The 23778-nt window shown below is 57.0% G+C and carries 37 protein-coding genes and 1 tRNA gene; 18 read left to right on the top strand and 20 right to left on the bottom strand.

Annotated features, from left to right (window positions below; translation table 11 throughout):
• Window positions 1–4: 4 nt before the first annotated feature.
• The gene (locus tag KVQ82_RS31625; RefSeq protein WP_260687680.1) at window positions 5–979 is read left to right on the top strand and encodes a hypothetical protein; all 975 of its coding nucleotides are present in this window, start codon (window positions 5–7) and stop codon (window positions 977–979) included.
• Window positions 979–1368 carry a tail fiber assembly protein gene (locus KVQ82_RS16635; RefSeq protein WP_222014589.1) on the top strand — a complete coding sequence of 130 codons (390 nt, stop codon included), beginning with the start codon at window positions 979–981 and terminating at the stop codon, window positions 1366–1368. Before KVQ82_RS31625 ends, KVQ82_RS16635 begins: the two co-directional genes overlap by 1 nt.
• Here KVQ82_RS16635 and KVQ82_RS16630 read toward each other — a convergent pair.
• The gene (locus KVQ82_RS16630) at window positions 1365–2384 is read right to left on the bottom strand and encodes an acyltransferase (RefSeq protein WP_222014588.1); all 1020 of its coding nucleotides are present in this window, start codon (window positions 2382–2384) and stop codon (window positions 1365–1367) included. The two genes, KVQ82_RS16635 and KVQ82_RS16630, sit on opposite strands and share 4 nt — an antisense overlap.
• Window positions 2385–2510: 126 nt before the next feature.
• Here KVQ82_RS16630 and KVQ82_RS16625 point away from each other — a divergent pair, with 126 nt between their 5' ends.
• Both KVQ82_RS16625 and KVQ82_RS16620 read left to right on the top strand, forming a co-directional pair.
• Window positions 2511–3044 (top strand): glycoside hydrolase family 19 protein, encoded by a 534-nt coding sequence (locus KVQ82_RS16625; RefSeq protein ID WP_222014587.1) that lies wholly within the window; start codon window positions 2511–2513, stop codon window positions 3042–3044.
• Window positions 3041–3559: a lysis system i-spanin subunit Rz gene (locus KVQ82_RS16620; protein ID WP_222014586.1), complete on the top strand. Its 519-nt coding sequence runs from the start codon at window positions 3041–3043 to the stop codon at window positions 3557–3559. Before KVQ82_RS16625 ends, KVQ82_RS16620 begins: the two co-directional genes overlap by 4 nt.
• A gap of 6 nt (window positions 3560–3565) precedes the next feature.
• Here the strand turns inward: KVQ82_RS16620 and KVQ82_RS16615 are convergent, their stop codons facing one another.
• Window positions 3566–3946 carry a hypothetical protein gene (locus KVQ82_RS16615; protein WP_222014585.1) on the bottom strand — a complete coding sequence of 127 codons (381 nt, stop codon included), beginning with the start codon at window positions 3944–3946 and terminating at the stop codon, window positions 3566–3568.
• A 443-nt stretch (window positions 3947–4389) separates the two neighbouring features.
• Between KVQ82_RS16615 and KVQ82_RS16610 the strand changes: the two genes are divergently transcribed.
• Both KVQ82_RS16610 and KVQ82_RS16605 read left to right on the top strand, forming a co-directional pair.
• A tRNA-Leu gene (locus tag KVQ82_RS16610) sits at window positions 4390–4476 on the top strand.
• A 164-nt stretch (window positions 4477–4640) separates the two neighbouring features.
• Window positions 4641–5870, top strand: a complete 1230-nt coding sequence (locus tag KVQ82_RS16605) for an integrase arm-type DNA-binding domain-containing protein (protein ID WP_222014584.1) — start codon at window positions 4641–4643, stop codon at window positions 5868–5870.
• Here KVQ82_RS16605 and KVQ82_RS16600 read toward each other — a convergent pair.
• Genes KVQ82_RS16600 through KVQ82_RS31620 form a run of 7 tightly spaced genes read right to left on the bottom strand, consistent with a single transcriptional unit; the run spans window position 5840 to window position 8370 of the window.
• Window positions 5840–6085, bottom strand: a complete 246-nt coding sequence (locus KVQ82_RS16600) for an AlpA family transcriptional regulator (protein ID WP_222014583.1) — start codon at window positions 6083–6085, stop codon at window positions 5840–5842. The genes KVQ82_RS16605 and KVQ82_RS16600 overlap by 31 nt on opposite strands.
• On the bottom strand, window positions 6082–6822 hold the full coding sequence (locus KVQ82_RS16595) for a hypothetical protein (RefSeq protein ID WP_222014575.1): 741 nt from the start codon (window positions 6820–6822) through the stop codon (window positions 6082–6084). Before KVQ82_RS16595 ends, KVQ82_RS16600 begins: the two co-directional genes overlap by 4 nt.
• Window positions 6819–7058, bottom strand: coding sequence for a hypothetical protein (locus KVQ82_RS16590; protein ID WP_222014573.1), 240 nt, complete (start codon window positions 7056–7058; stop codon window positions 6819–6821). The genes KVQ82_RS16595 and KVQ82_RS16590 overlap by 4 nt, the downstream gene beginning before the upstream one ends.
• Window positions 7042–7623: a hypothetical protein gene (locus KVQ82_RS16585; protein WP_222014571.1), complete on the bottom strand. Its 582-nt coding sequence runs from the start codon at window positions 7621–7623 to the stop codon at window positions 7042–7044. Before KVQ82_RS16585 ends, KVQ82_RS16590 begins: the two co-directional genes overlap by 17 nt.
• The gene (locus tag KVQ82_RS16580) at window positions 7616–7792 is read right to left on the bottom strand and encodes a hypothetical protein (RefSeq protein WP_222019469.1); all 177 of its coding nucleotides are present in this window, start codon (window positions 7790–7792) and stop codon (window positions 7616–7618) included. The genes KVQ82_RS16585 and KVQ82_RS16580 overlap by 8 nt, the downstream gene beginning before the upstream one ends.
• 3 nt (window positions 7793–7795) lie before the next feature.
• The gene (locus tag KVQ82_RS16575; protein WP_222014567.1) at window positions 7796–8065 is read right to left on the bottom strand and encodes a hypothetical protein; all 270 of its coding nucleotides are present in this window, start codon (window positions 8063–8065) and stop codon (window positions 7796–7798) included.
• On the bottom strand, window positions 8062–8370 hold the full coding sequence (locus KVQ82_RS31620) for a hypothetical protein (protein ID WP_260687679.1): 309 nt from the start codon (window positions 8368–8370) through the stop codon (window positions 8062–8064). The genes KVQ82_RS16575 and KVQ82_RS31620 overlap by 4 nt, the downstream gene beginning before the upstream one ends.
• 79 nt (window positions 8371–8449) lie before the next feature.
• On the opposite strand from KVQ82_RS31620, the gene KVQ82_RS16565 reads away from it, so the two are divergent.
• Entirely contained in the window at window positions 8450–9196 is a 747-nt protein-coding gene (locus tag KVQ82_RS16565) for a hypothetical protein (RefSeq protein WP_222014566.1), read from the top strand.
• A gap of 9 nt (window positions 9197–9205) precedes the next feature.
• On the opposite strand, the gene KVQ82_RS16560 is transcribed toward KVQ82_RS16565, so the two are convergent.
• The 11 genes from KVQ82_RS16560 to KVQ82_RS16515 form a co-directional block, all read right to left on the bottom strand.
• Window positions 9206–9814, bottom strand: a complete 609-nt coding sequence (locus tag KVQ82_RS16560) for a 3'-5' exonuclease (protein WP_222014565.1) — start codon at window positions 9812–9814, stop codon at window positions 9206–9208.
• A 64-nt stretch (window positions 9815–9878) separates the two neighbouring features.
• On the bottom strand, window positions 9879–10982 hold the full coding sequence (locus KVQ82_RS16555) for a DNA translocase FtsK (RefSeq protein ID WP_222014564.1): 1104 nt from the start codon (window positions 10980–10982) through the stop codon (window positions 9879–9881).
• Between the two features lie 9 nt (window positions 10983–10991).
• On the bottom strand, window positions 10992–11192 hold the full coding sequence (locus tag KVQ82_RS16550; protein ID WP_222014562.1) for a hypothetical protein: 201 nt from the start codon (window positions 11190–11192) through the stop codon (window positions 10992–10994).
• 1 nt (window position 11193) lies between these two features.
• Window positions 11194–12840 (bottom strand): YqaJ viral recombinase family protein, encoded by a 1647-nt coding sequence (locus KVQ82_RS16545; protein WP_222014559.1) that lies wholly within the window; start codon window positions 12838–12840, stop codon window positions 11194–11196.
• On the bottom strand, window positions 12837–13595 hold the full coding sequence (locus KVQ82_RS16540; protein WP_222014551.1) for a hypothetical protein: 759 nt from the start codon (window positions 13593–13595) through the stop codon (window positions 12837–12839). The genes KVQ82_RS16545 and KVQ82_RS16540 overlap by 4 nt, the downstream gene beginning before the upstream one ends.
• Window positions 13596–13753: 158 nt before the next feature.
• Window positions 13754–14200 (bottom strand): hypothetical protein, encoded by a 447-nt coding sequence (locus tag KVQ82_RS16535; protein WP_222014549.1) that lies wholly within the window; start codon window positions 14198–14200, stop codon window positions 13754–13756.
• Window positions 14197–14331, bottom strand: coding sequence for a hypothetical protein (locus KVQ82_RS31615; protein WP_256574599.1), 135 nt, complete (start codon window positions 14329–14331; stop codon window positions 14197–14199). Before KVQ82_RS31615 ends, KVQ82_RS16535 begins: the two co-directional genes overlap by 4 nt.
• Entirely contained in the window at window positions 14328–14540 is a 213-nt protein-coding gene (locus KVQ82_RS16530) for a hypothetical protein (protein WP_222014547.1), read from the bottom strand. Before KVQ82_RS16530 ends, KVQ82_RS31615 begins: the two co-directional genes overlap by 4 nt.
• The gene (locus tag KVQ82_RS16525) at window positions 14537–14830 is read right to left on the bottom strand and encodes a hypothetical protein (RefSeq protein WP_222014545.1); all 294 of its coding nucleotides are present in this window, start codon (window positions 14828–14830) and stop codon (window positions 14537–14539) included. The genes KVQ82_RS16530 and KVQ82_RS16525 overlap by 4 nt, the downstream gene beginning before the upstream one ends.
• Before the next feature lie 739 nt (window positions 14831–15569).
• Window positions 15570–16037 carry a hypothetical protein gene (locus KVQ82_RS16520; RefSeq protein WP_222014543.1) on the bottom strand — a complete coding sequence of 156 codons (468 nt, stop codon included), beginning with the start codon at window positions 16035–16037 and terminating at the stop codon, window positions 15570–15572.
• 21 nt (window positions 16038–16058) lie between these two features.
• The gene (locus KVQ82_RS16515) at window positions 16059–16721 is read right to left on the bottom strand and encodes a helix-turn-helix domain-containing protein (protein WP_260687678.1); all 663 of its coding nucleotides are present in this window, start codon (window positions 16719–16721) and stop codon (window positions 16059–16061) included.
• Between the two features lie 44 nt (window positions 16722–16765).
• On the opposite strand from KVQ82_RS16515, the gene KVQ82_RS16510 reads away from it, so the two are divergent.
• From KVQ82_RS16510 to KVQ82_RS16460, 11 genes are all read left to right on the top strand, one after another.
• A complete protein-coding gene (locus KVQ82_RS16510) occupies window positions 16766–16990 on the top strand; it encodes a helix-turn-helix transcriptional regulator (protein ID WP_222014541.1) in 225 nt (74 codons plus the stop codon).
• Between the two features lie 2 nt (window positions 16991–16992).
• Complete coding sequence (locus KVQ82_RS16505; RefSeq protein ID WP_047299716.1) at window positions 16993–17301, top strand: CII family transcriptional regulator; 309 nt, start codon at window positions 16993–16995, stop codon at window positions 17299–17301.
• A 2-nt stretch (window positions 17302–17303) separates the two neighbouring features.
• The gene (locus KVQ82_RS16500) at window positions 17304–18089 is read left to right on the top strand and encodes a DUF1376 domain-containing protein (protein ID WP_222014540.1); all 786 of its coding nucleotides are present in this window, start codon (window positions 17304–17306) and stop codon (window positions 18087–18089) included.
• On the top strand, window positions 18086–18805 hold the full coding sequence (locus KVQ82_RS16495; protein ID WP_222014537.1) for a replication protein P: 720 nt from the start codon (window positions 18086–18088) through the stop codon (window positions 18803–18805). The genes KVQ82_RS16500 and KVQ82_RS16495 overlap by 4 nt, the downstream gene beginning before the upstream one ends.
• On the top strand, window positions 18798–19241 hold the full coding sequence (locus KVQ82_RS16490; RefSeq protein ID WP_222014535.1) for a RusA family crossover junction endodeoxyribonuclease: 444 nt from the start codon (window positions 18798–18800) through the stop codon (window positions 19239–19241). The genes KVQ82_RS16495 and KVQ82_RS16490 overlap by 8 nt, the downstream gene beginning before the upstream one ends.
• Before the next feature lie 126 nt (window positions 19242–19367).
• Window positions 19368–19643 (top strand): hypothetical protein, encoded by a 276-nt coding sequence (locus tag KVQ82_RS16485; RefSeq protein WP_222014533.1) that lies wholly within the window; start codon window positions 19368–19370, stop codon window positions 19641–19643.
• Between the two features lie 2 nt (window positions 19644–19645).
• On the top strand, window positions 19646–19906 hold the full coding sequence (locus KVQ82_RS16480; protein WP_222014531.1) for a hypothetical protein: 261 nt from the start codon (window positions 19646–19648) through the stop codon (window positions 19904–19906).
• A 146-nt stretch (window positions 19907–20052) separates the two neighbouring features.
• Complete coding sequence (locus KVQ82_RS16475) at window positions 20053–20514, top strand: hypothetical protein (RefSeq protein ID WP_222014530.1); 462 nt, start codon at window positions 20053–20055, stop codon at window positions 20512–20514.
• Between the two features lie 74 nt (window positions 20515–20588).
• Entirely contained in the window at window positions 20589–21176 is a 588-nt protein-coding gene (locus KVQ82_RS16470; RefSeq protein WP_260687677.1) for a hypothetical protein, read from the top strand.
• Window positions 21176–23326 (top strand): hypothetical protein, encoded by a 2151-nt coding sequence (locus KVQ82_RS16465; RefSeq protein ID WP_222014518.1) that lies wholly within the window; start codon window positions 21176–21178, stop codon window positions 23324–23326. Before KVQ82_RS16470 ends, KVQ82_RS16465 begins: the two co-directional genes overlap by 1 nt.
• A 7-nt stretch (window positions 23327–23333) precedes the next feature.
• Complete coding sequence (locus tag KVQ82_RS16460; protein ID WP_222014517.1) at window positions 23334–23777, top strand: GNAT family N-acetyltransferase; 444 nt, start codon at window positions 23334–23336, stop codon at window positions 23775–23777.
• The last annotated feature ends 1 nt before the right edge of the window (window position 23778 follow it).

Below are 23778 nucleotides of genomic sequence, written 5' to 3'. Positions count from 1 at the left end.
AACTGTGGATTATCCGATTAGCGTTCCCAGCATTGGATTGGTGGGCGGCAAGTTTGTAGATGAAGATCCGCTGGCCGGCACTCCCGGCTCGTTGATTCCGGCGCAATGGGGCAATGCGGTCACTGATGAAATTCTTCACGTGATCACTGTCGCTGGAATGGCTCCCGATGAGAGCAACAACCATCAGCTGGCAAAAGCGATCCAGCAAATAAACTCTGCTGGGGCGCCGTTGATCGGCAGTGTTAGAAACCTGCGGGGTAGCGTTGCCGCGGCATCCGCAACAATGCAATTTTTAGCTGATGAAGTGGTACTGAAAGCATCGCTCGGCGGTCTAACTTACGTCATCGCAAATTTTAACAAAACCATTAATCTGGCTAGCGTTGGTGCCGGGGGAATGGATGTTGGAGTTGCGCCTGTCAGCGGCTGGGTGGCAATTTACATTGCTTATAACCCCGCCTTGCCGATGTCTGGCAACAACCCAATGCTTCTTGGCAAAGACGCGACCTCCGCGTTACAGCCCGAAGCTTATAGCGGTTTGAACATGCCTGCCGGATATGCCGCATCTGCTTTGATAGCGGTTCTCCCTACCAACTCTAGTCGTCTAATTCCACCTGTTCGAGTTATGGACAGAGATACGTACTATTATAACGGCGCCTACTCTGGGGCTATCGCCTCTGTGAGTTCCGGATTTACCTCTGTGAGTATTCCAGCAGCAGTGCCAATTAATGCAAGATTGTTTACGCCAAACATTTCAATATCCTCCGGCGGGGCTGGAAATCTGTCAGCAGCGATTGCTCCAACCTCGCTAGGGGTCGGTTCGCCCGGGTATAGCGCTGCCGCCGGGTATGCTGCCTCTGCCGGTTCTGGTGTACTAATCGCTCAGCTTTCGCCTATTCCAATCGCGACGCCGCAGACAACGTTTTTAACAGCGAATGGCTCGGGTAATATTTTCCTTAATTCTTACGGGTATAGAATCTAATGGGTACTGTCCACGTTATGTTCGAGGACTCTTCTGAGTCAAAAGTAATCGCGGTTTTCGGCGGGCCACAGGACCCTGAAAAAACCTCGTGGGAAAACTTAGGGGAAATTGAAGAAGATGATGATCGTTATCTACAATGGCTCAATCCGCCCATAGATAACCTTCCGTCAGCTCGAATTGAACGTGACCGACTTATCAGTTATTCAACTCTCAAGATCAACCCATTACAAGATTCCGTAGATATCGGAGAAGCGACTGACGATGACCTGTCTTTGTTAAATAAGTGGAAGAAATACCGATCTGATTTAGGAAAGATGGAAACCAAACAAGGCTGGCCTGACTCGCCGCAGTGGCCAGTTCCACCAGTCGCACTGGAAGTTGGTAATTAATTGACTGCGGCCATTCTATCCATGGGCTTAGATTTCGGTTTGGCGAGTCTCAGGATTGGGCGTTCGATAAAATTGTAGGACGCCCAAGAAGCCGCGGCGACTGATGCACAGGTTAGAATTAGAGCCGTCAGTTCGCCCATATATTCATGTTTGTATAAGTAAAGGAATGAAAAGGTAATAATCGGATGGCAAAGATAGGTTGAATATGACCAATCACCTAGACGGTTGGCTTTAGGAAAATTCCCAACGTATTTATCTAGTGAGATAAAAGCCACTACAATAAGTGCGCATGGAATTCCCGTGAATAAAGGATCATGGGTAGCATTGCCTCTGCTCCAAAGGATAGTTATGGCTGCTACAAGAATTGTCATAGCAGTATGAGATTTGATTTTGACGATAAGGTTTTTTTGGTGTGCGACTGAGATTGCAATCCCTAATAGAAATTCGTATATCAATGATCTGCCGTAGAATGTAAATTCCCCGCCCAGCTTTGGTGCGAGATATTGCATGCCGACCAATCCGATACAGATTGCGGGAAGTAGTAGGCGTCGATTAAAAAAAAGCGCAATAAAAAATATAGCGTAGAAAGCCATTTCGTAGTTCAGTGTCCAGCCGACAGTTACCAGAGGGAATAACCCTATGCCTGCTGGATTCTGTGTCGGGATAAATAACATGCTTTTCAAAAGGAATTCATGGTTATACTTTGCATAGAAAAGTATGTTTGGCGCTAGCCATAAACTGACTGCGACGATTATCGTAAACGTCCAATAAGCTGGAACAATTCTAAGTAGGCGTTGTTTGGCAAATGCGAGCGGACTTTGTGTGTTTTTAGTCGTAGAAGTGTAGATGACAAAGCCGCTGATAACGAAAAATATATCTACACCTATCGCCCCGTAATTGGCAAGGAATCGCCCTATTGGGAAGTCAGCTTTAAGGCCGTAGAAGATCTCTATGTAGTGATGGAAAACTACAATCCATGCCGCGAAGGCTCTGAGGAGTTGAATTGAACCGATCATGCTTCCTGCTTTTTGTGGCGCGCTGTGTTTGTGCGGAGGTTACCATCCTAAGGAAAATCTCACACCTTACATGTCGTCCACCGTTGGGGCGATAAGCGTTATTTTTGAATATTTATGGAGCATGCTATGCCAGTCACTCAGCAGCAGTTGCTGCAAATCCTCCCGAACGCCCGCACCCAAGCGGGCGTTTTTGTTTCCGCACTGAACACCGCTATGCAGCATTACCAGATCGTTGGCTCGAAGCGCGCGGCCGCCTTCATTGCGCAGATCGGACATGAGTCCGGCCAGCTGCTCTACGTCCGTGAGATCTGGGGGCCGACCGCTGCCCAGCGCGGGTATGAGGGGCGTGAAGACCTGGGCAACACTGTGCCTGGTGACGGCCGAAAGTATTGTGGGCGCGGCCTGATCCAGATCACCGGTCGAGCCAACTACGCAAAGTGCGGCGAGGCTCTGGGGCTCGACCTGATCAATCAGCCTGAACTGCTCGAGCTGCCCCAGAACGCCGCGATGTCGGCGGCGTGGTTCTGGAAACAGAAGGGGCTGAACGATTTGGCCGATCGCGATCAGTTCAACACCATCACCCGGCGTATCAACGGCGGGCTGAACGGGCTGGCGGATCGCCTTGCGCTGTGGGAGAAGGCGCGGGATGTGCTGGCGTGACCGTTCCGTGGCGGATGATTGGCGCGCTGGCGCTGGTGCTGATCGGCGCCGGCAGCGCCTGGCAGTTTCAGGACTGGCGCTACGGCAAGCAGTTTGCCGAGCAAGCGCGGCTGCACGCAGAAACCCTCAATCAACTGACTCAGGCCGCGGCGACCGCGCAGCAGGCCGAGCAGGAAAAGCGTCTGGCGCTCGAGCAGCGACTGGCGATCAGTGAGCAAATCCACTTCAGGAAAATGACCGATGCCCAACGTGACCAAGATCGCTTGCGCGATCGCCTTGCCACTTCTGATCTGCGGCTGTCAGTCCTCCTCGATGCAACCGACGCTGCCAAAGGCTGTGGGGTGCCAGCCACCGCCAGCACCGGCGGCGTGGATCATGCAGTCGTACGAGCCCGACTTGACCCGGCGCATGCTCAACGAATTATCGCCATCACCGACACCGGCGACCGGGGGCTGATCGCGCTGCAGGCGTGCCAAGCCTATATCCGGACGTTGACCCTGTCGCGTGTCGAATAAACGCGCTCAGTCACGCGGTATTGGGGCAGGTGATTTTTGAAATACGCTTTTACCCTGCAAAGCCAAGACCTCCGCGTTCAGTTCGCTGATGTGCCTATTCTTCGCCATCAGCTCCCAGTTACTGCGAGTCTCGATGTCGCTGGCGCGACTGTTCGCCTCCGCAGCTTCAGCCTTGGCTGTGGTCAGTTGTGACCGAAGGGTGTCGCACTCCTTGCTGATCTCGGTGTGCATCTCGACCAGCTTGAATATCCGCTCCCTGGCGTGGCGCAGTTGCAGGTTCAGCTCCTCAAACTCGTTTTCGTAAAGGGCGAGCTGGTGCCGGCATGTTTCGAGCGGCGTCGGGCAGCCAAGCCAGTCGTCGGTGTTTTCAATATCGGAGGAATCCACAAAAGGCGCCTTACTTGGTACTGTTTTTATATACAGTATCCGAGGTTCGATGAGTGGGCGAGGGGGACGCGACGAGCTGTTGGCTTTGCGTTCCGCAACTGAAACGGCACCCCTTGAATTACGCGGGCTACGCACCGTTAAAAATCAGTAGCTTGCGGAACGAAAATAGTGCTAACCTATTGATCTACAGAGATTTATAGATGGATTGCAAATCCGCCTACGCCGGTTCGATTCCGACCTCGGCCTCCACTATAAACAAGCTCCGTAGATCCATGATTTACGGAGCTTTTTTATTTCCAGTGCGCTGCAAGATTTAGTCTTGAAATCAACCACTGTGAACTTGCTTCACCGGGACGTGATGTATATATTTCCCGCTCTGCTTTACAAGGCTTAACGCTGTCAGGTTTGCTGATCGACTGCTTTGAGCACTACACCGCGCTACCGCCCGAATGGCGAAACTGGTAGACGCATGGGACTTAAAATCCCCCGCTCGTAAGGGCGTGCCGGTTCGATTCCGGCTTCGGGCACCATCTTCTGTTTCACCGGCTTTCGCTGAGTACCGCGAAGCCCAAGCAATAGGCCGCCAAGTGCGGCCTTTTTGTTGCGCCGAGTTTCGCATTCTTTCGCTGCGTTCCGCGCATTTTTAGTACATCATCCAGCACTTCCCCAGTTCGACTGACGTGGTGATGTACTAATGCCCCTGACTGATACCGCAGTGCGCCAGGCCAAGGCGGCCGAAAAAGAATATTCCATGACGGACGCCAGCGGCTTGTCGCTGTTCGTCGCTCCCAACGGCACCAAGTCTTGGCACTTCCGGTTTTCATGGCACGGCAAGCAGCCGCGTATGTCGCTGGGCACCTATCCGGAGATCACCCTGAAGGAAGCCCGCGAGCAGCGCGATCAGGCTCGGGCACTGGTTGCCAAGGGCATTGATCCCCGTTTGCAGCGCCGTAAAGAGAGACGCGCCGCCGCCGATTCGTCGGTCAAGACCTTCGAAGTGGTGGCGAACGAGTGGTATGCCTTCAAGTTGCCGCGCTGGGCCAAGTCGAAGAGGGGCGCCGCTAACCAGGCTCAGTTGTACCTGGACAAGGATCTGGTTCCGTCTCTCGGGAAAATCCCCATCGCCGAGGTGACACGCTCTGAAGTTCTGGCCACCCTGCGCATTATCGAGAGGCGCGGGGCGCTGAACGTTGCGCGCAAGTGCCGCACCTGGTTGAACGAGATATTCCGCTTTGGGATCGCCTCGGGCTATCTGGAAATGAACCCGGCGTCGGATCTCGATATCGTGGCCGCGAAAGAACCGCCGGAAAAACACAACCCAATGCTTCGGCAGCATGAGCTGAAAGCGTTCCTGACTGCACTGCGTGAGGCTGACCTCAAGGACTACACACGAAGCGCAGTCAGGCTGCTGCTGCTCACTGGTGTGCGAACGATCGAGCTGAGAAGCGCAACAATCGACCAATTTGATTTTGATGGCGCGCTCTGGACAGTGCCGGCTGGCACCGTGAAGCAGTTGAAAAAGGTGATCAGGGTAAAAGGGGAGGGGGTTGTACCGCCGTATCTGGTGCCACTGTCGCGGCAGGCGGTTGAGGAAGCGCGCAAAGTGCACCAGATGACTGGCCGCTACAAGCTGCTGATCGCTGGCCGGCATGAGCCGACAAAGCCAATCAGCGACGGCACAGTCAACATGGCGCTGAGACGCATGGGATATGAAGGCAGACTGACCGGGCACGGGATCCGTGCCACGATTTCAACGGCCTTGAACGAGATGGGTTACAACGAGGATTGGATCGAGGCGCAGCTTTCGCATGCGGGCTCAAGCAAGGTCAGGAAGACCTACAACCACGCGGAGTACGTGGAACAGCGGCGGGGGATGATGCAGGACTGGGCGGATTACTTGGATTCGCTGGAGTCGGAAGCCTGACCACGGGCTTCGGCCAGTTTGGCGCTGTTCCATTGCAGAACCTCGGACTTCACCCAGGCCACGGAGCGGGCGCCCAGTTGCACCTGCTTCGGGAACAGGCCTTGGCTGGCCATCTCGTAAATCTTGGTGGTGCCGAAGCCAACCAGCTTTTTGACTTCCGGCAGGCGGATGAACTCGACCGGTTCTTCGTGGTGGTCATTGCGTGCGGTATTCATGGATTCACCTCGGTTGAAGGTTTGTTGTTCAGCGCAGCGGTGGCGTCGAGGCAGGCTGGCGACGAAGCGAGCATGTCCCGGTAAGCGTCAAACATGTCTGGGTCGTCGATGGTCTGGCGCTTCGAGTACCACGCCTCTGCAAATGCCACGATCATGTCGTCGGTCGGCTCAATCGGAACAAGCTTCCAGCCGTCAGGTACAACCGCAACAGGCGCTGGCGGGGTGGTGATACGGGCTGCAGCCTGGAATCCAGTCTCGGCAAAAGATTTTTCGTAATCTCCGGAAGATGACGGGGATTCTTCTTGCCACCATTTTTCAAAGGAGACCATGCATTCACCCCGCACACTCTCCAGCTCCTTCACGCGCGCCTGTAGCCGGGCGATGGTGGATTGCAGGGCGGCGAGTTCTGGGTCCAGTGTGCGCATCGCGACGTATGCGTGGCCCATTGATGAGTTATGCATGATGCCTATCATGCCGTCTGCGTCCATGTAGGCTTGACATCCCGCTTCCGTCATTGCCGCCGTTGGGCCGTGCTGATCGCCCTGTAATTGTTCGGCTTGCGCTGAATGAACCGGGCACGGCCAATGAGGATTATCTTTGCCGAATCGCCGGCACCTGCATGCAGCAGGAGCATGAAGAAGCTCGTTTAAGTCAGACCAGTTTTCATTGCAAGCCTCTGTTAACAGTCTTTCCAGCAACTCCCGCGACACGCCGTCAATCGTTGGGTTATTGGTCATTGCTTGGTCGCCTTTTCTGGCACCGATGCTTCTGCCTCGGTGCGGAATTTGATAGGTGAGAAATCGCCGTGGCGGCCTTCTGTCCAAGTAATGCGTTTGCTGCAGTAACACCCGGTCTGCTGCGAAAGGTCGAAGTTCTGGCGAAAGCCCATATCGATGCCGGTCATGCCGTGTTGGCGCGCCAGAGCAACTACAGCTTGGGCAAACGCGATGTCGTGGTCAGTTATTGCGGTCATGAATTTCTGCCTCGGGGTTGGGGTTGAGGGCGGCGTCATCGATACCTGGCCGCATTACATTGCTGTCACCAGTGATTGCGCGGAACCAGTTCAACAGCGCGGCCCCGGTGCTAATGGTGTGGTGCTTGGCCTTCTCCTCGTTCCCAAGCATCTGCGAAGTCATTGCCTTCTGCGCGAGGTAGCCGATAAGCCAGAACCAATCGGCCGGGCCTTTTCCTGCGTAGTGGTCAGAACCCCACCTTTGAATTTGATGGCCTGCTTCCAGCTTCACTCCTTCGAACCAGCCAGCCGTGTGTGGTGTATTCAACAAGGCTTCCAGCCTCTTCACTTCAGACTCAGCCGTATTGGCGCGCAGGCGTTGGGCGTCGAGCTGTTCATCGCGCTCATTCAGCAGCAGTTGCAGAGCATCGCGCTCGGCAACAACGCGGCCAAGCGAACTACCGAGCGCGGTGCCAACCGATATGGCGGTGTCGTAATCCGCCCCCAGAACAACACTGATCCGGCCCAGCGATACGCCTTCGACAAGCCCTTTATCGCCAACGTGGTAACGCTTCACTTCACTCATCACAGTTCTCCCGCGCGCGCAGCTCGGCCTCAGCGATCTGGCGGGCCTTGCTGCATTTGTCGTGGTTGCCATGGGCGCGGGACTTCCCGCACTGATCGCAGATGGTTACGAGGTCGAGCGGCTTCATCCGCCGCCCGCGAATGGTGGTCTTGCGGCGGAGGGCAGTCATTACTCACCTCCAGTAAGTCACGCCGTCATCGCACAGCCATGCGGTTTTTCCGAGGGTGGCAGTGGTGACGATCGCTGAGGGGCCGGTGGCCGTGGAGCCATAGCCCAGATTGAGGTTGCCGGTTGCTTCGCCGACCTTCTTGCACGCGCCGGAGTGGACGTAAGCGTCTAATTGCCGCTCGCGTTCGACTGAAGACAGAACCACCAGCAGGAAGCCGAGCACGGCCAGGGCGAACAGTAGCGGGGCGCTGAACAGAATCGGGCGTCCTTTCATGCCGCCCCCTTCAACACATCAATGACGATCTTCACGCCGCTGGCCACGCTGTCCGGCTGCTGCTGGGCGTAGCGGGTCAGGTCGGCAATGGCCTTTGTCCGGACTGGCTCCCGGCGGATTGAAGCGCCAAGCCCCTGCACGAAGTCCATGGCGTACCGCTTGCCCTCCAGTTGCATGACCCGGTTGATCGGGCCTGTGATGACCAGATCCGGTACCGGTTCGGGCCGAGCCCTTTGTTTCTCTGTAGGAGCGGACAGGGCACGGCCGAGGGCGCGGGCAAGCGCCTCGTTTGCGAGTGAGTTCATGGAAACCTCGATGCTTTATTTGGGGGAGGGCTATGATGTTGTTGGCGTTCGTAATCGTCGGCAAATCAAGGAGATTTAGATGCGTTTATTGATTGGCGGAATCGCAATAATTTTTTTTATATTGTCGTCGCTTTTAGGCGGGTACCTGCTGTACATAGGAAAACTGGAAGGGGGAGAGTTCGTAAAGTTATTTATTGGCTCCGCAGCAATCGCAATAGTTGGTGTTTTAGCAGGAAAAATTAAAGAGTTTTCCATTGCAGGTACGGTTGTCAAACTCAAAGAAGAAAACGACAAGGCAGAAGAAAATTTGCTGGAGCTGAAGAAGTCCCAAATAGAAACGATTAGGCTCAACCTGAGATCGAGGACATTCGAAAAAGAGGCACAGTACGGCGTTCCTGGAGACCTCTGCGTTGAGCAAGATCTTTGGGATGTTTACGCGCAGGCCAAAAGCTTGAAATGCTTGCCATTTGTAAAAGATGAGCTGTTGCGAGTTGTACGGTCTGCAAAAAACAAAATTCATTACACGCTCTTAACAAAGAGTCATGGCAATAGCGTTGTGCCTATCGAGCCGTACGACTTAATTGAACTCACTGCTGAATTTATGAGTGAGGACGCACTTCTGGCAATATCTCAAAAACAAAACGATCTGAATCCTGGTAGTGGCGGTTTAGAGGAAGTTAAAGCGTTTGTGCGTGCGAGAATTGAAGAATATGAAAAGCTTTCAACTCTTGAGAAAGAGTTGATGGCCATTAAGTCAGATGCGCCGGACTCAGGTGGCCGTGACACTTTAGTCTCACGGCTATCTGAGTGGCTGCGGTCTAACTGATTCGTACGCTCAAGCCACCTGAGCAGGCGGGTTCATGGCGAAGTAGATGCGGGCGCAGGCCTCGGTGTCGGGCCGGGCGCGGTGGCCGCCGACCAGTTCTTCACCGGTGAAGTGCAGCAGGGCCTCGGCCACGGTCGGCTGCTTGAACTGGCGACCGAAGCCGGCGGCGATCATCTTGGCGGTGGGCGGGCATTTCACGATGTTCTTGCTGGACTGACAGGTGCAGTAGCCGGGAGTGGTCTTGAACGCGTCCGCCGCGTCTTTACCGCGATACCGCGATAGCGCGATGCGCATGATGCGGTCATCGAACTGGATGTTGTGGGCAATCCGCAGGCCGGCGCGTTCGTGGATGGCCATGAAGCCGTCCAGCGCTTCGGACTCTGGGATACCCATGTCCATGGCCATTTCGGTGGTGATGCCATGGATCACCGCAACTTCGTTGGGGATAACCCAGCCATCGGGGCGCACCATTGCTTCGAAGGAATCGACTAGGGTGCCGTCCGGGCTGTAAGCCAGAATGCAGATGTCAACCAGGTGCGGCTGGCGCGGGTCGTCGCTCGGCTCTTTGAACAGCGGGAGGCCGGTTGTCTCTGTGTCGTAGGGGGTGAGCAGGTTCATGGGCACTTTCCTTTAGGCGAAAAGAAGGCGCCCTGAGGCGCCTGTGGTGTATCGATGGGATGGGTTAAACGACTTGATCCAGCGTGGCGATGACCTTGTAGCTGTGCTCAAGTGCTGATTCGCCCTCGGCTTCAACCGCAACGACCTTGTCATCGAGCAGACGCAGCAGCAGGGATGCCACCTTGTCGCTGTCGATCGCCAGCCGGCTTTGCACCCAGTGGGCCTTAAAGGCTTTGGTGCCTGCCTTCAGCACGATCAGTTGCTTGGCGTCGTCGTAGCTGAAGTCGCCGAACTCTTTGGTTTCCATGTCGATGTACTGACCGACATCGTGAACGTCATCAACGATGCCGAAGTTTTCATCCTCGGCATTGCCTTCTGCCTCAGCACCGCCTTTGATTTCGAAGACGTTGCCGCCATCAACTGCTACAGCAGCTCCAGACTCGACCATTGCGTTGAGCATCTGGGATGCTCGCTCATTGCTGATGCTCAGTGCACCGGCAATTGCCGCAGCACCCAGTCGGCCGTAGGCAGTCAACTGTTCCACGGCTTCGTTGTAGAGCGGGTCTTTGCTGCCGACCTGATCTTCGGTGAGTTCACTAGAACGACCTTCGTTCACCAGCGCGTTCAGCTCTTCTTCGGTGCCGAGCGGGTGTTTCACGCCGTCCGGTTCGTCTGGCCCGGCACCGCCACCGAACAGGCTGCCGGTCAAGTCGCTGACGTGGAGGGGAAACTCCTTCTGATCGCGGTCTGGCTTGATGAAGTCCAAGCCCTCGGCGTAGTCGTTCGGAGCCAGCACCAACAGGCACAGCTTGCCGGCAACGTCGATCAGGCCGTGGCGGTTTGGGTCGTCAGCACTGATAGATGCTGTGACAGTGATAGCCTTCTTCTTGAACTTGGCGTCGACCACCTCGACCTCGATCGTCTCGACGTTGCGCGAGCTGATGATCGCAATCGCGTTGTATGCCGCTTTAGTCGCGGCCTCGGTCAGGCGGTCAATAACTTCCTGCTGCTGACCCTCGTTCAACTTTCCGTAGGGCGAGTGCAGGTTCTTCAGCTCGAACAGGCCAGCGTTGACCAGGTCATGCACAAGCAGGTCATGCGCGAGGTAGGACGGCGGAACATCTGCCAGCTTGGCGCGCTCAATGATGTCGCGGTGTTCAGTCTTCATCGGGATCCCTCAGTGCTTGGCAATGCGCTCAAGCTTCGATTGTTGAGCCGGGCTCAGATTGGTATGGGCGCCGAAACGCTTGAAGTTGGCGCGTATGCTTTCGACGAATTCCAACTCCCAGCCGCCGCTGGCGTGCAGCTCAGCGGCAACGAGAATGGCCATGAATTCCTCGATACTGTCGTAGATGTCGAGGACGGACAGGGCAGCCATGTCACGCCGCTGCCCGAGTGTTCTGCACGGCCTGGATGTGGTTGATCAGGGCGCCGCAGATGCGAGGGAAGTCGACTTCTCGGTACAGCGATGCGCCGCGCTCTTTGGCCACAACTTCGAAGCCCAGCGAACTCAGGAAGCCCGCAGAGACGGTGAAGCCGAGGCGGTCGCTCAGATCACCCAGCTTGAAGCGCTGGCCATCGTCGGCGACCGTAGCCGGAGTTTCGGCTGCCTTGATCGGCGTGGTGGTGACAGGCGCCGGCTCGACGACTGACGTAACTGTTTGCTGCTGCGCGACCGGCTCAACGACCTGCTGCTGTTGAGCTGCGAGCAGTTGCGCCTTTTCTTCCTGCTGGCGCTTCAGCTCAGCCTGCTGCTGGTCATGCTCGTTGATGCGCACCTTGATCAGCGCCACCAAGTCATCGTTGGCCTTCATCACCAGTTCCTGTGCGTCGTGGAACAGGAATTTATGATTCACCGCCAGTTCGTTCAGGCTGGCCTGATTGATGCGGATGCCGTCGGCAATGCGGCTGGCCTCGATCTTCGCCCTGGCCAGTTCGGCGTCCGCCGCTTCGCGAAGGCTGGATACCGACTTCTTGCCCTTGATGGCTTCGGCGAAGTTCGCCGGCACCTTCGGCATCCGGATGCGACCGCCCAGCGTTGCGTCGATCTGGTCGATATGCACCTGCAAGGCCTTGGCCGCATCCATGACGATCTCGGTGCGGATGTTCTCCTTGCGGGCCTTGACCAGCTTTTCCAGTTCCAGCCGCTTGCGGCGAGTCTCGGCGGCGATGTCGTCGATCGCCTTAAACAGGATGTCGATGCTTTCGGTCTGGCTCAGCGCGTGTTCCTTGGCTGCCTTGAGCCTGTCCTCAACTTCACCGCACCACTTCACAGTTGCGTCCGCGTCCGCGAAGTCCTTGTCGTCTTTCAGGTCGGTGTTGATGTTGCCGATCACGGTCAGCGCGTGAGACTTGAAGGCGTCCAAGTTGCTTGCGGTAACCATGCCGGTCACGTCGATGCGCAGGGCAGGGAGCTGATCAGGCGCGGCGCCGATGGCTTCGACCTTTGCCTCTTGCGGCACATATGCCGCCAAGTCGATTTCAAACTGATTCCAGCCCTGAATGATGGTTTCCTTGCGACCTGCAACTGGCCGGTACTCCATCCAGGCGTAGTTTTTCGTGGTTCCGTCTGAGCAAACGAAAATAACTCGTTCCGCGCCGCTCACCAGCAACTGTTGCTCAAGCTGCCAGTAGTAATGCGGATCGAGCTCTTTGGCGCGAATCTGTGCTGCCAGCTCTTCATTCCACATTTTGTGTTCATACAGCGTTTCGCCAAGCATCGTGGCGCCATCCATAGACGCCAGCAACTTGCCGCTGGAGCCAACGATTGGATAAAGCTCTTCGCCGATAGAGTCCTCTACGATCGGGCGGGCCAACGCTTCGAACTCATGGCCTTTATCAAACAGGAACGTCTGTACCCACCAGGAAATTTCCCGGTCGAGGCCGGTTTTCTTGGCAAACAGAAGCTCGCTGCGCTTCATCTGCTTGGACTGCCCCAGCATCGCCGGCGCTTCGGACGCGGTCCAGTAATCGGCTCGCAGGGCCAGCCATTCAGCGGATCCTTGAGCAACGTTGTGGATGATCATTCGGCATCACCTTCAAGTGGTTTCAACTGGTTGATAGCCTTGGCCTGCTCGGCCGTGAGGGTGTATTTGCTGGCGACAGTGCCAATTACCTTTTCGGGCGTGCTGCGTCCTGTCTCGATCGCCATGCGCCACTTCGGTAGGTTCTCGGCCAGCTTTTCATCGGGATAAGCTGGTAGCTCAACAGCGACTCGCTCGCGCTGGGGTGAAACGTCGCGCTCGGTTGGAGTGTCTTCCACCTCTTCGGCGACCGGCATGCCGCGCAGCACGTCGGGGAATACGTCGCGCATCGCGAAAGCCCGAGCGCGCATCTGGCGCATGCGCTTCGGGTACTGCGTCCACGGCCCTTGCTTGCCGGCGAGCCCCGCCAGCTTGGCGTCGGTCATGCTGAACGTGCGGCTTTGTTCTTCTTCACCGCGGCGCTTGACGCGGCAGGTCGCCGTCTCGCCGTCGTCACTTTCGTAGACGTATTCGCAAAGTGTCGAGCTGCGTACCAGGGCGATCACCGCGTCACCCCACAGGGCAGGGCGACCGTTGATGACCGCAATGTTCTGCATCGCCTGCATCGGTTGCAGGCCCAGCTCCATGCCCCACTGGATCGCCACCAGAATGTTGCCGGGGTTGTTGGCGAAGTCCTTCGGCACGATGGTCGACTTGGCCAGGTAATCGGAGAACTTTAGGGCCTCTTCGATGTTCTGCGGGGCGAGGCTGAACGTCGGCTTGATCGCCTGGGTGGGTTGGGTTGTTAATTCTGACATGAGGGTTCCTTGCCGCGCGGGGCGCAGCGTGAAGAGGTTCGGTTATTGGGTGATCAGTCCGCCGAGCGCAGGGCCCAGCAGGACGATGGTGAGGAAGGTCAGACCGACAGCGGCCGAGGTGATGCGGATCGCGCGGCGCCGGGAGCGCTGGTGAGTGGTCATGGCACAGGCTGCTTGCGGTAGCCGGCGTCGTAGAGCTGTTCAAACGGCCAGGCATTCTTAGAGCCCGCAATCTCGCGCATTTCCTGAACAGCCGTATCGCGCTCTTCCGCCGCGATCTGCTCAGGTGTGCGGATTGGGCGGAACTCGTCTACCCAAGAAGGGCTGGTGGTTTCGAGTCCGAAAACAAGCACTTCGCCGGGCGAGTGAGGCAATGCGCCGTGCACAACTTTTGCCCGGTGCCATGCGTAATCGTCGTGCATGTTTCGGCGCATCATCGCCTCAATCTCAGCACCAACCGGCGGCAGGCCTTCGCCGTTCCAAGGTTCGGGGGCTGCGTTGAGTAACGCTATCGCCTCATCCCAAGCCTTCAAAGCATCTTGCTGGCTGCACCAAGGCGAGCGGGCCAGAATTTCCCGCGCCTTCGCTTCATTGTTCAGATTCATGACACCCTCGCTATCAACATGCCGCGCCGCACTTCAATGCGCAGCGGCCGGGGAAGATCGGCGACCAAGAAAAAGCCCTGATTTCTCAGGGCTTCGGTCAGTTGTTTGGCGGTTCGGCAGATGATCGTCATGGCGTCTGTCCTTGCCGGCGCTCGTAAACACGGTGCAAGCGTTCGGTGTAGTGGACGTCCTCGTCAGCGCTGATAACGCCAAGCGCGCGGAAGATCAGAATGGCGGTATTGCCCGAGGCCTTCACCACGGCAGCACTGCACTCCGGGTCAATAACTCGGGCGATATACCCTTCAAGCATGCCGACGGCTAAATCGTGATGGGCGCTCATGCTGCCCACCGACCGTTCTTGCGACGTTGCAGGGCGTCAATCTCCACCCACAGCGCCGTCTCGATCTGCTTGCCGTACTGCTGAGCCAGCACCGGCAGATGGTGCGCGGGAACATCCATCCGCACCCCGTCATCGTCGTAGCAGATGCCCGACAGCACTTTGAACTCCAGCTCGCGGCTGCCGTAAAAGTCCCAGTCGCTGTTCCAAGCGTTGAAGCAGGGCGGGATATTCTCGCAGCGGGTCACCTCCACCTGGAGGACAAACCCTTCAACAATCACTTCGTGTTCCATGGTGGTCGCCTCCGTGGTGGCGGTGTGTGAAGTCACTCGGCTGCCTTCGTACCTGCCGGTTGCCGTTGGGCGCAGGGGAAGGCATGCGACTGAGTTCAATAAAAAGGCCCAGTCGAAACCGGGCCTTTTCCCTCATTTCGTGACGACTGGCCCATGTGGGGCTGAGTCGTTGGCTGTCTGTTACATGGCTGCAAATCCTCCGTAATGCGCGCCGTTGGCATCTTTGCGGGCGCTCGCCGATCTCTGGTGTCGCTACATGCAGGTGTCCAGCGTCTGCTGGGTTGGCGTCCGCATCGGAGTGTGATCGTGAAGGCTGGGCAATCGACCCCTATACCGGGCGTCGAGGTGGCCACCCCGCTGTTTGCTTGCAGCTCATCCGATCACACTCCGATGCGCCCTGTTGCCAAGGCGCGACGGTGTTTCTTTCTCTCCAGCCGCGACCCTGTCCGCTGGAAAACTGATTCGGGGCTTTACGCTGCGCACCCTGGGACAGTTGCCATCCCTCTGGATCGTTGAGGCCGATCCATCGCTTGCCTGTGAATCTGGGCCGGTGGTGATCCGGCAAGGTGAATCGGTCGATCTAAAGAGCGCTGGCTTTCGCCGGGTTTCGTTTTCATGCGTGTTACCTGTGATTAATAATCACGCATCGTGTTTATGCTGTCAAACACGATTTGTGATTATTTTTTGTGTGGGCATAAAAAAACCCGCTCGAAGGCGGGTTTTGGTAGAAATTTGGCTTCTAGATTTTTACAAGGTGCTCCATGAGGCGTTCGCCACGTGGGCTTTTAAAGAAGAAAAACAGAGCTGCGAGTACGCCCAGCGAAATACAGCGAGTCACAAATCCAGGCATTTCAATCAAAGAAATGGGAGTCACCACGGTGATATATGCCAAGGCTGCAATGAAGAAAGCCCACCAGGACCTCCGGCTTTTAACACTCAGGTCATGGACAAATGATCCTGTCAGAATCAGGTGATAGATACGCCAAGCAATCATTCCAGCGATCACGACTTGGAATAAACCAACATCGGTCATCGCACCGTCAACTTCTTCGTCGTATGAATAGCGCCCGCTTCCCCTAGTTATGGTTTGGGAGGCCCCATAATCTATAAAAACTGGTAGGCCAAGGAGGCTGGCGATGATGCCGATCAGCCAAAAAACGCCAACGAACGAAACGATTGAGCCGGCTAAAGCAATTTTCCCTCGCATAACAACCTCCAAGTGTTTTCGTCAGGCGTTGGAATTACGGACCTTGGTATTCGGATGCACCTTTTCGTTGCGACGATTGCGGATAAGAGTAGTGAGCGCGTCGATTTCTTCTGGGCCAATTGCTCGAACGATTGCAGCCTCGCTGATGGCAATGAATAGTTCGACGAGTTTCGCGGCGTCAGGGCTGGGCCCAGCCAAGTGAATTGCAACCTCTTGGCGCTGATCCTTTGAAAGCTTATCCCATTGCTGGCTGACTACCATGAACTTCGCCAGCGTGCTGGCTTCTTCGGCAACGCGCGCAATGATCGCATCAACACCGCCCACTTCCTTGAGGCGGTAATTTGCAGCTGCGGCCCCAACAACTGCAGCACCAGTACTTCCCAGAATTAAGGGTATTGCCCAGCTCGTTCCTGTTCTTTTCGCACCGAGAAGATCGCCTGTCGTCACGCCTACCGCTTTCGCAATGGCGTCCAGATCGGCAAATGTCGGCTCTCGACTGTCGACCTCATAATTTCCAACACGTGATTGTGATTTCCAGCCGCAAGCCTTGGCGAGAGCTGCTTGCGAGAGCCCTGCCTGTGTGCGGAATTTCTTGATGCGTTGACCGATGGTTTCTTCCATGGCGTCAATTTTAATCACGCTGTGTAATTGGTGTTGCTCACTTATTGTGTTTGCCGTAATCACGTTATGTGTTTATCCTTCGCCTAGATCCATTCGAGGCCATGCCCATGAACCGTATCCGTGAAATCAGGGAATCCGCTGGTGTACGCCAATCGGCCCTGTACAAAAAACTCCAGTGGGGCCAGTCGCGAATCGCCAACTACGAGAGTGGCGACCGCACACCTTCACTGTCCGACGCTCGCTTGATCGTTGCAGCTCTGAATGATCTCGGCGCCGCTTGCGATCTGGCTCAGGTTTTCCCCGAGCCAGACGCTAATCAGTCGGCGGCCTGACCATGTCGACGAGCCCATTGAACCAAGAGCAGACCGTAAGGGCCCGCAAGAACTATTCGGTTCTCATGCAGCACCTTGCATCTGTCGGCAACGCGCCCGTAGCGCTTGCAGTCGGTTGCGACGAGGCGACGATCAGCCGCATGAAGCCGGAGAAGTTCGAGCAGTTCTGCCAGATCCTGGCTGTACTCGGGCTCAAGGTCGTTCCGATGGCAATGCAGTGCTTTGACAAGCGCGACATTGAAACCCTTCTGCATCAGGCCAAGCGGTACATGGAGCTGATACAGAACGTCGACCAGTTGCAGGAGGAATAGCCATGGCAGCCCTCCCGTACATGCAGCTATACGTCGCCGATTACCTGGCCGACACCATGCACCTCACCACCGAGGAGCACGGTGCGTACCTATTGCTGATCTTCAACTACTGGCAAACCGGCAAGCCCATCCCAGTGTCCCGACTGGCCCGGATTACAAGGCTTTCCAACGAGCGTTGGACGGACGTTGAACGGTCGTTGCGGGAATTCTTCAACGAGCGTGATAACGAGTGGATTCACGACCGAATCGAGCGTGATTTGGATTCCGTTCGCACCACACAAGAACAGCGAATTGCAGCAGGAAAGGCGTCGGCCGAGGCGCGCAAGCAGGCCGCAAAGCCAAGTAAACCAAAGGCTCGCAACGCCCGTTCAACGACCGTTGAGCAACCGTTGAACGAAAACGCAACGAATATAGAAGAGAAGAGAAGAGATACAGAAGAAGATCTAAAACCCCCTTTATCCCCCCTTGCAGAAAATCCGGCTGTCGCACCTGAACCCAAAGCCAAGCGCAAAACCCGATTGCCCGAGCCGTTCAACGTTTCGGGCGACATGCGCAAGTGGGCAGCTGAACGCGCCCCGGCCGTGATCCTGGTCAACGAAACCGAGAAGTTCGTGAACTACTGGCGCGGAAGCGGCGGAACCAAAGCCGACTGGATCGCCACATGGCGCAACTGGCTGCTCAAAGCCCAGGAAGACGCCAACCGCCGCATGACGGCGCCACCACGCATATCCGGACCACAACCGCTAAACATGGCCAGTACCGACTGGGCCAAGGAGCCGATCCTGTGAAAAGCGTTTCCGATATCACTAAGAACCTCGATCCACAACAGGCTCTCGCCCAGGCCCCAGTCGTCGCCCCGATCAAGGTCGATCAGCGAACCGCCGAAATCGTGAACACCGTGTTCGACAAGCTGCAAGGCATTTTCCCGGCATGGCGTCAGGCGTGGACCGATGACGCAGCCCTGTTCAACGCAAAGCGTGAGTGGATCGCGGGTTTCATTCAGGGCGGGATCAACTCCGACGAGCAACTGGCGTTCGGTTTCCAGCAGGCCCGCAAATCCAAAATCGCATTCCTGCCCAACGTCGGCCAGTTCGTTGACTGGTGCAAGCCAACTGCAGAGTTGCTCGGCCTGCCATCCGAGGCGCAAGCATGGGATGAAGCGCTTCGCGGCACCTACACGCACAAGGCCGTCAGGATCGCCGCCGAAGCCACCAGCACGTTTGACCTGAAGTCAGCGACCCACAACGACAAAGCGCTGAAGCAACGCTTCGAACGCAACTACGCGATCGTCATGCGCCGTGCACAGACCGGACAGCCGCTGGAAGGGCGGATCGCCAAGGGCATTGGCAACGACAGCATGCGACCACGCGAGCAGGTCCAGCTCGAGCACAGCCGCAACGAGGTCGACCGCATCGTCGACACCCTCGAAATCCCAAAAGACCCAAAGGCCTGCCGCGCGTTGCTGCTCGCCAAGATGGGCATCCGGAGAAACGACCATGTCTGAACTCGCGCCAGTTTCGTTCGTCGTGCCAGGCGAAGCCGTAGGGAAGGGCAGACCACGCGTTACCACCATCGGTGGACACGCTCGCATGTTCACGCCGGCCAAGACTGCCAGCTACGAAAACCTCATTGCCATCGCAGCTCAGACAGCCATGGCAGGGCGCGACCTGATCACCGGACCCGTCATGGTCGAGCTGAAAATATTCGTGTCCGTGGCTGCGTCCTGGTCGAGAAAGAAAACCCTCGAAGCGTTGCACGGGCTGGTGATGCCCACCAAGAAGCCCGACGCCGACAACGTGCTCAAGGCCATTTGTGACGGGATCAACGGCATCGTTTTCAAGGACGACGTCCAGGTTGTCAACGTCTCGCTGAGCAAGCGTTTCGGCGAAACCCCGGGCGTTCTCGTTCGCGTCATCCCGCTTGAGGGGAAATCATCGTGAACACTCTGAACGCAGTCCTGCTCACCTGCTACTTCGCAGTCTGCAGCCTGACCTACATGGGCCTCCAGATCTACTGGCTCGGTCTGCCGTCCGTTTGCCACTGAAACACCCTGGGGAGGGGAAATCATGAGAAAGCCAGTTATGCAATGGGCCTGCCGCAAGCTGGTAGACGGCTGGGTGATGATCGGCGTTGACGTCGACCTGTCAGCACCAGGGCAGCCCGAGGCGCTACTCGGTTACCGCAGGGCCATTCACCCGTTCCACTTCGACGAGTGCAGCGAACCGGTTATGGAATTCACCGCAGTTATCGCCGAAATGACTTACCGGATGCACAGGGGACTTGAGGGGGAGGCAGACGCGCAACCTCACTCTGTCTCGCGCGCGCACACGTTTGGGGCCTGACCATGCTCGCCCTGGCCGAACAGCGGGTTGACTGGTTCACGGTCATCACCGTGCTGTCACGCACCGGCTACTCCCCGCAGTCTGTGGCAGATGCCATCGGCGTGGCTCGCACCACGCTGCTGGGCTGGAAGCAGGGCGCCGAACCTCGTTACACCGAGGGGGAGCGCCTTGTGGCGTTCTGGTGCCAGATCACCGGCAATGACCGTACGAGGCTTCCAATGGTCGCGGTTGGCGACTGGTGGGCTTATCATTCAAAGGTTTAGGAAATACCCACCATCTCAAATGGAGTTCAGCATGGCCAAAACAGCCAAAGAATACATCGACGAAGCTATGCCGGCATCGTTGGAGCCGGATACGAATACTGGGAGATTTTTCCCAATCATTCCAATAACGGTTGAGGATGAGGACAGTGCCGCAACGGATCGACGGCGGTCGTTTGCGCGAACGCCTTGGTTTTGTCGAGGCAACCGCAACCGATTCCATTGCATCCGTGTACCGCCTGGTGCGCATCAACTCCGGTGACCGTATTTCCCGGGTTCTGCTGTCCTGCGATGCGATCACCACCGCCGTTGGCGATATCGGCATCTACGACGTTTCGTCGGTGAATGCCGGCGCCGCTGTCGACGTTGATTTCTTTGCGTCGGCTCAGGCACTCACCGCTGCACTGGTCAACCAGGACGTGACCCATGAAGCGGATGCTGCTGATGCCGGCGCCGGCTTCGGTCTGGCTGACGTGGAGAAACCGCTGTGGCTGGCTCTCGGGCTGGCCTCTGACCCTGGCAAGCAGTACGACGTGGCCGTGACCCTCACCGCTGCCGCAACTGGCGCGGGCACTATCGGCCTCAAGCTGCAATACGTCGACGGCAACTGATTCGCGGCGCCAAGGATGGCAATCAACTCAACCGGGGCCGCGTGCCCCGGTCTTTTTATCTGGAGGTTTTGACGATGGCCACGGCAACCGGTGTGTCGATCTGCTCCAACGCGCTGTTGATGCTCGGCTCACAGACCATCAACGACTTTGCCGACCAGCTCAATCTGGATCGGGCCAAGCTGTGCGCCAACCTGTATCCCAGCACGCGCGACCACATGCTGCGCCTGCACCCTTGGAACTGCGCCGTGAAGCGCATTGTTCTGTCCCCTGATGCAATCCCTCCGGCCTTTGGCTACAGCCAGCAGTTCCAGCTCCCGGCTGATTTCCTGCGCGTGCTGGAGGTCGGCGAGGCTGGTTTGCAGATCGATTATCTGGTGGAAGGCCAGACCATCCAGGCAGACGCCACCGTGCTGGAGTTGCGCTACATCTTCCGCAACGAGATCGAAAGCACCTGGGATGCAGCGCTGGTTGAGCTGGTAACGCTTGCGATGGCGGCGGCTCTGGCTTACCCGGTGACGCAATCGGCCGCTATGCGTGATTCGATCCGCCAGGAACTGGAGATGGCCAAGAAGGTGGCCCGCGCCGTTGATGGTCAGGAGGATCCACCGCAGACCCTCGGCGACGAGCGCTTGCTCGCTGCTCGCTTTGGAGCCTACCGCTAATGCCTCGGGTAACTGCAATTCAGACCAACTTCACCGCCGGCGAGCTGTCCCCGCGCATGCTTGGCCGTGTCGATATCGCCCGGTACCAGAACGGCGCTGAGCGGGTAGAGAACGCCTGGCCACTGATTCACGGCGGCGCTATTCGCCGCGACGGGACACTCTACGTTGGGCCTACAAAGTATTCCGGCATGGACGTCCGGTTGATTCCGTACATCTTCAACCGTAACCAGGCCTACATGTGCGAGTTCGGTGAGTACTACGTGCGTATCTACTTCTCGAGCGGGCTGTATACCGGCGTAGAGCTGCAAAGCCCTTACACCTCGGCAATGCTGGCCACGACCGATTACGTGCAGGGCGCTGACACCATGTTCCTGTTCAACCAGGCCATGCCGATCTACCGCCTGCGCCGCAACAGTGACTTTGAGTGGACGCTAGCACCGGCACCGTTCGTGACTCAGCCCTTCGACGAGAAGGGAATATTCGTTAACTCGGCAATGAACATCAACGATCGGACTGTGGGCGGTGGCCGCATCGTCACGGCAACGGCTGCCGTGTTCATGGCCTCGGATGTAGGGCGCGAGATCTGGTCCGGTGGCGGCGTGGCGAAGATCACCGCCTTCACCAGTGCCAACGTGGTCACCGTGGACGTCCTTACCGAGTTCTCTTTGAACAACGTGACGCTGTGGGCACTGAAGGGTTCGCCGCAAACGATAAATACGCCGAGTGTGAAAGACCCTGTAGGGGCAAGCACGACGTTAACGCTGACGGTTGCAGGCTGGCGGCCAGAGGACGTCGGCAAGTTCGTTAAAATCAACGGTGGGCTGGTAGAGATAACCTCCTACTCCAGCTCGACCGTGGTTAACGGGGTTATCAGGTCTGCATTGACCGCCGTTGTCGCGTCACCTGCAAACGCGTGGAGCCTTGAATCGTCCGTATGGAACCTGCTTGACGGATATCCCGGTACCGGCACGCTGCATGAGCAGCGGCTTGTGGTTGCCGGCTCACCGAGCTATCCCCAGAACATCTGGGAGTCGCGCACCGGTGAGTACCTGAACTTCGAGCTGGGCACCAAGGATGACGACGCGATGTCGTTCACCGTGTCGAGCGACCAGATCAACCCCATCATTCACTTGGCTCAGATCAAGGCTCTGATAGCGCTGACCTACGGTGGTGAGTTCAGCCTCACAGGCGGCGTCGAGAAGCCCATCACCCCAACCAACATTCAGGTCAAAAACCAGTCGGTGTACGGCTGCAACAACGTCAAGCCCGTCCGGATCGGTAACGAGCTGTATTTCATGCAGCGGGCCAACCGCAAGCTGCGTGCCCTTGCGTACAAGTTCGATTCCGACGCCTACGGCGCGCCGGATATGTCGGTGCTGTCTGAGCACATCACCGAGACGGGCATCAAGGACATGGCCTACCAGCAGGAACCTGAATCCATCCTGTACCTGGTGCGTGCTGACGGTGTGCTGGCAACGCTCACGATCGACCGTGACCAGGACGTCGTCGGCTGGGCGCGTCAGACCACGGCCGGCAAGTATCAGGCGGTTGCGTCTATCCCTAACGCCACAGGTGAGGAAGTGTGGGCGGTAGTGCGCCGCACTGTTGCCGGTAAGCCGGCGCAGTACCTGGAGCGATTTGTGAGCGGTGTTCAGGTGGATTGCGGAATCGTTGCCAGCAATCCGAATGGTGCAGCGGACTGGGGCGGTCTGGATCACCTCGAAGGTATGACGGTCGATGTGGTCGCTGACGGTGTCGTGATGCAGCAGCAGAAGGTGCTCAAGGGAGTGATCAGCCTGCCGCGTCCAGCCTTCAACGTACAGATCGGCCTGAACTACGTGACCACCATCAAGACGCTGACGCCTGAAATTGGTACTGCGACCGGCAGTGCTCAGGGCAACAGCATGCGCATCGGCGAAGTCACGCTGCGATTTCTCAAAACCATCGGCTGCAAGATCAACGGGCAGACCGTGGCTTTCCGCAACTTGGGCGTGAACGTCCTCGACAAGCCGCCGCCACTGTTCACGGGCGACCACCGCATGGAGAACCTTGGGTGGGATCGCGGACAGGCCCAGTTGCTGATCGTGCAAGACCAGCCGCTGCCGTTCCACCTGCTTTGCGTCATTAAAAAAATAACCGTCAATGATTGAGGTGCCCATGATCCGGCCTGCCAAACATTCGGATGTGCCCCGGCTTGTTGAGCTGGCAATCCTGCTGCACTCGACCAGCGATTACTCAACGATGGCGTTCTGTCCGGATAAGACCGGCGACTTCTTTCATGAGCTGATCAACGGACAAGGCGTGATCTTCGTTGCCGAGGTCAACGGCGTTGTGGTTGGCGGCATGGCTGGAGGCGTGGTTGATCAATGGTTCAGCCATGACCTCATTGCCTACGACTACTCACTGTTCGTTGAGCCATCCAAGCGCAACGGGGTGCTGGCAGTGCGGCTGATTCAGACCTTCAAAGAATGGGCAAAGCTCAAGGGCGCCAAGCAAATACACATGGGCATTGGTACCGGCGTCAACGTCGAGAGCACTACCCGGCTTTATGAATCACAGGGGCTGCGCAAAGTTGGCCCGCTTTTGATGATGGAGATCTGAT

This window comes from Pseudomonas sp. AO-1 (assembly GCF_019775695.1).
Taxonomy (GTDB): domain Bacteria; phylum Pseudomonadota; class Gammaproteobacteria; order Pseudomonadales; family Pseudomonadaceae; genus Aquipseudomonas; species Aquipseudomonas parakoreensis.
The sequence above is the reverse complement of the archived record's forward strand: the minus strand, read 5'-3'. Positions and strand labels throughout refer to the sequence as shown.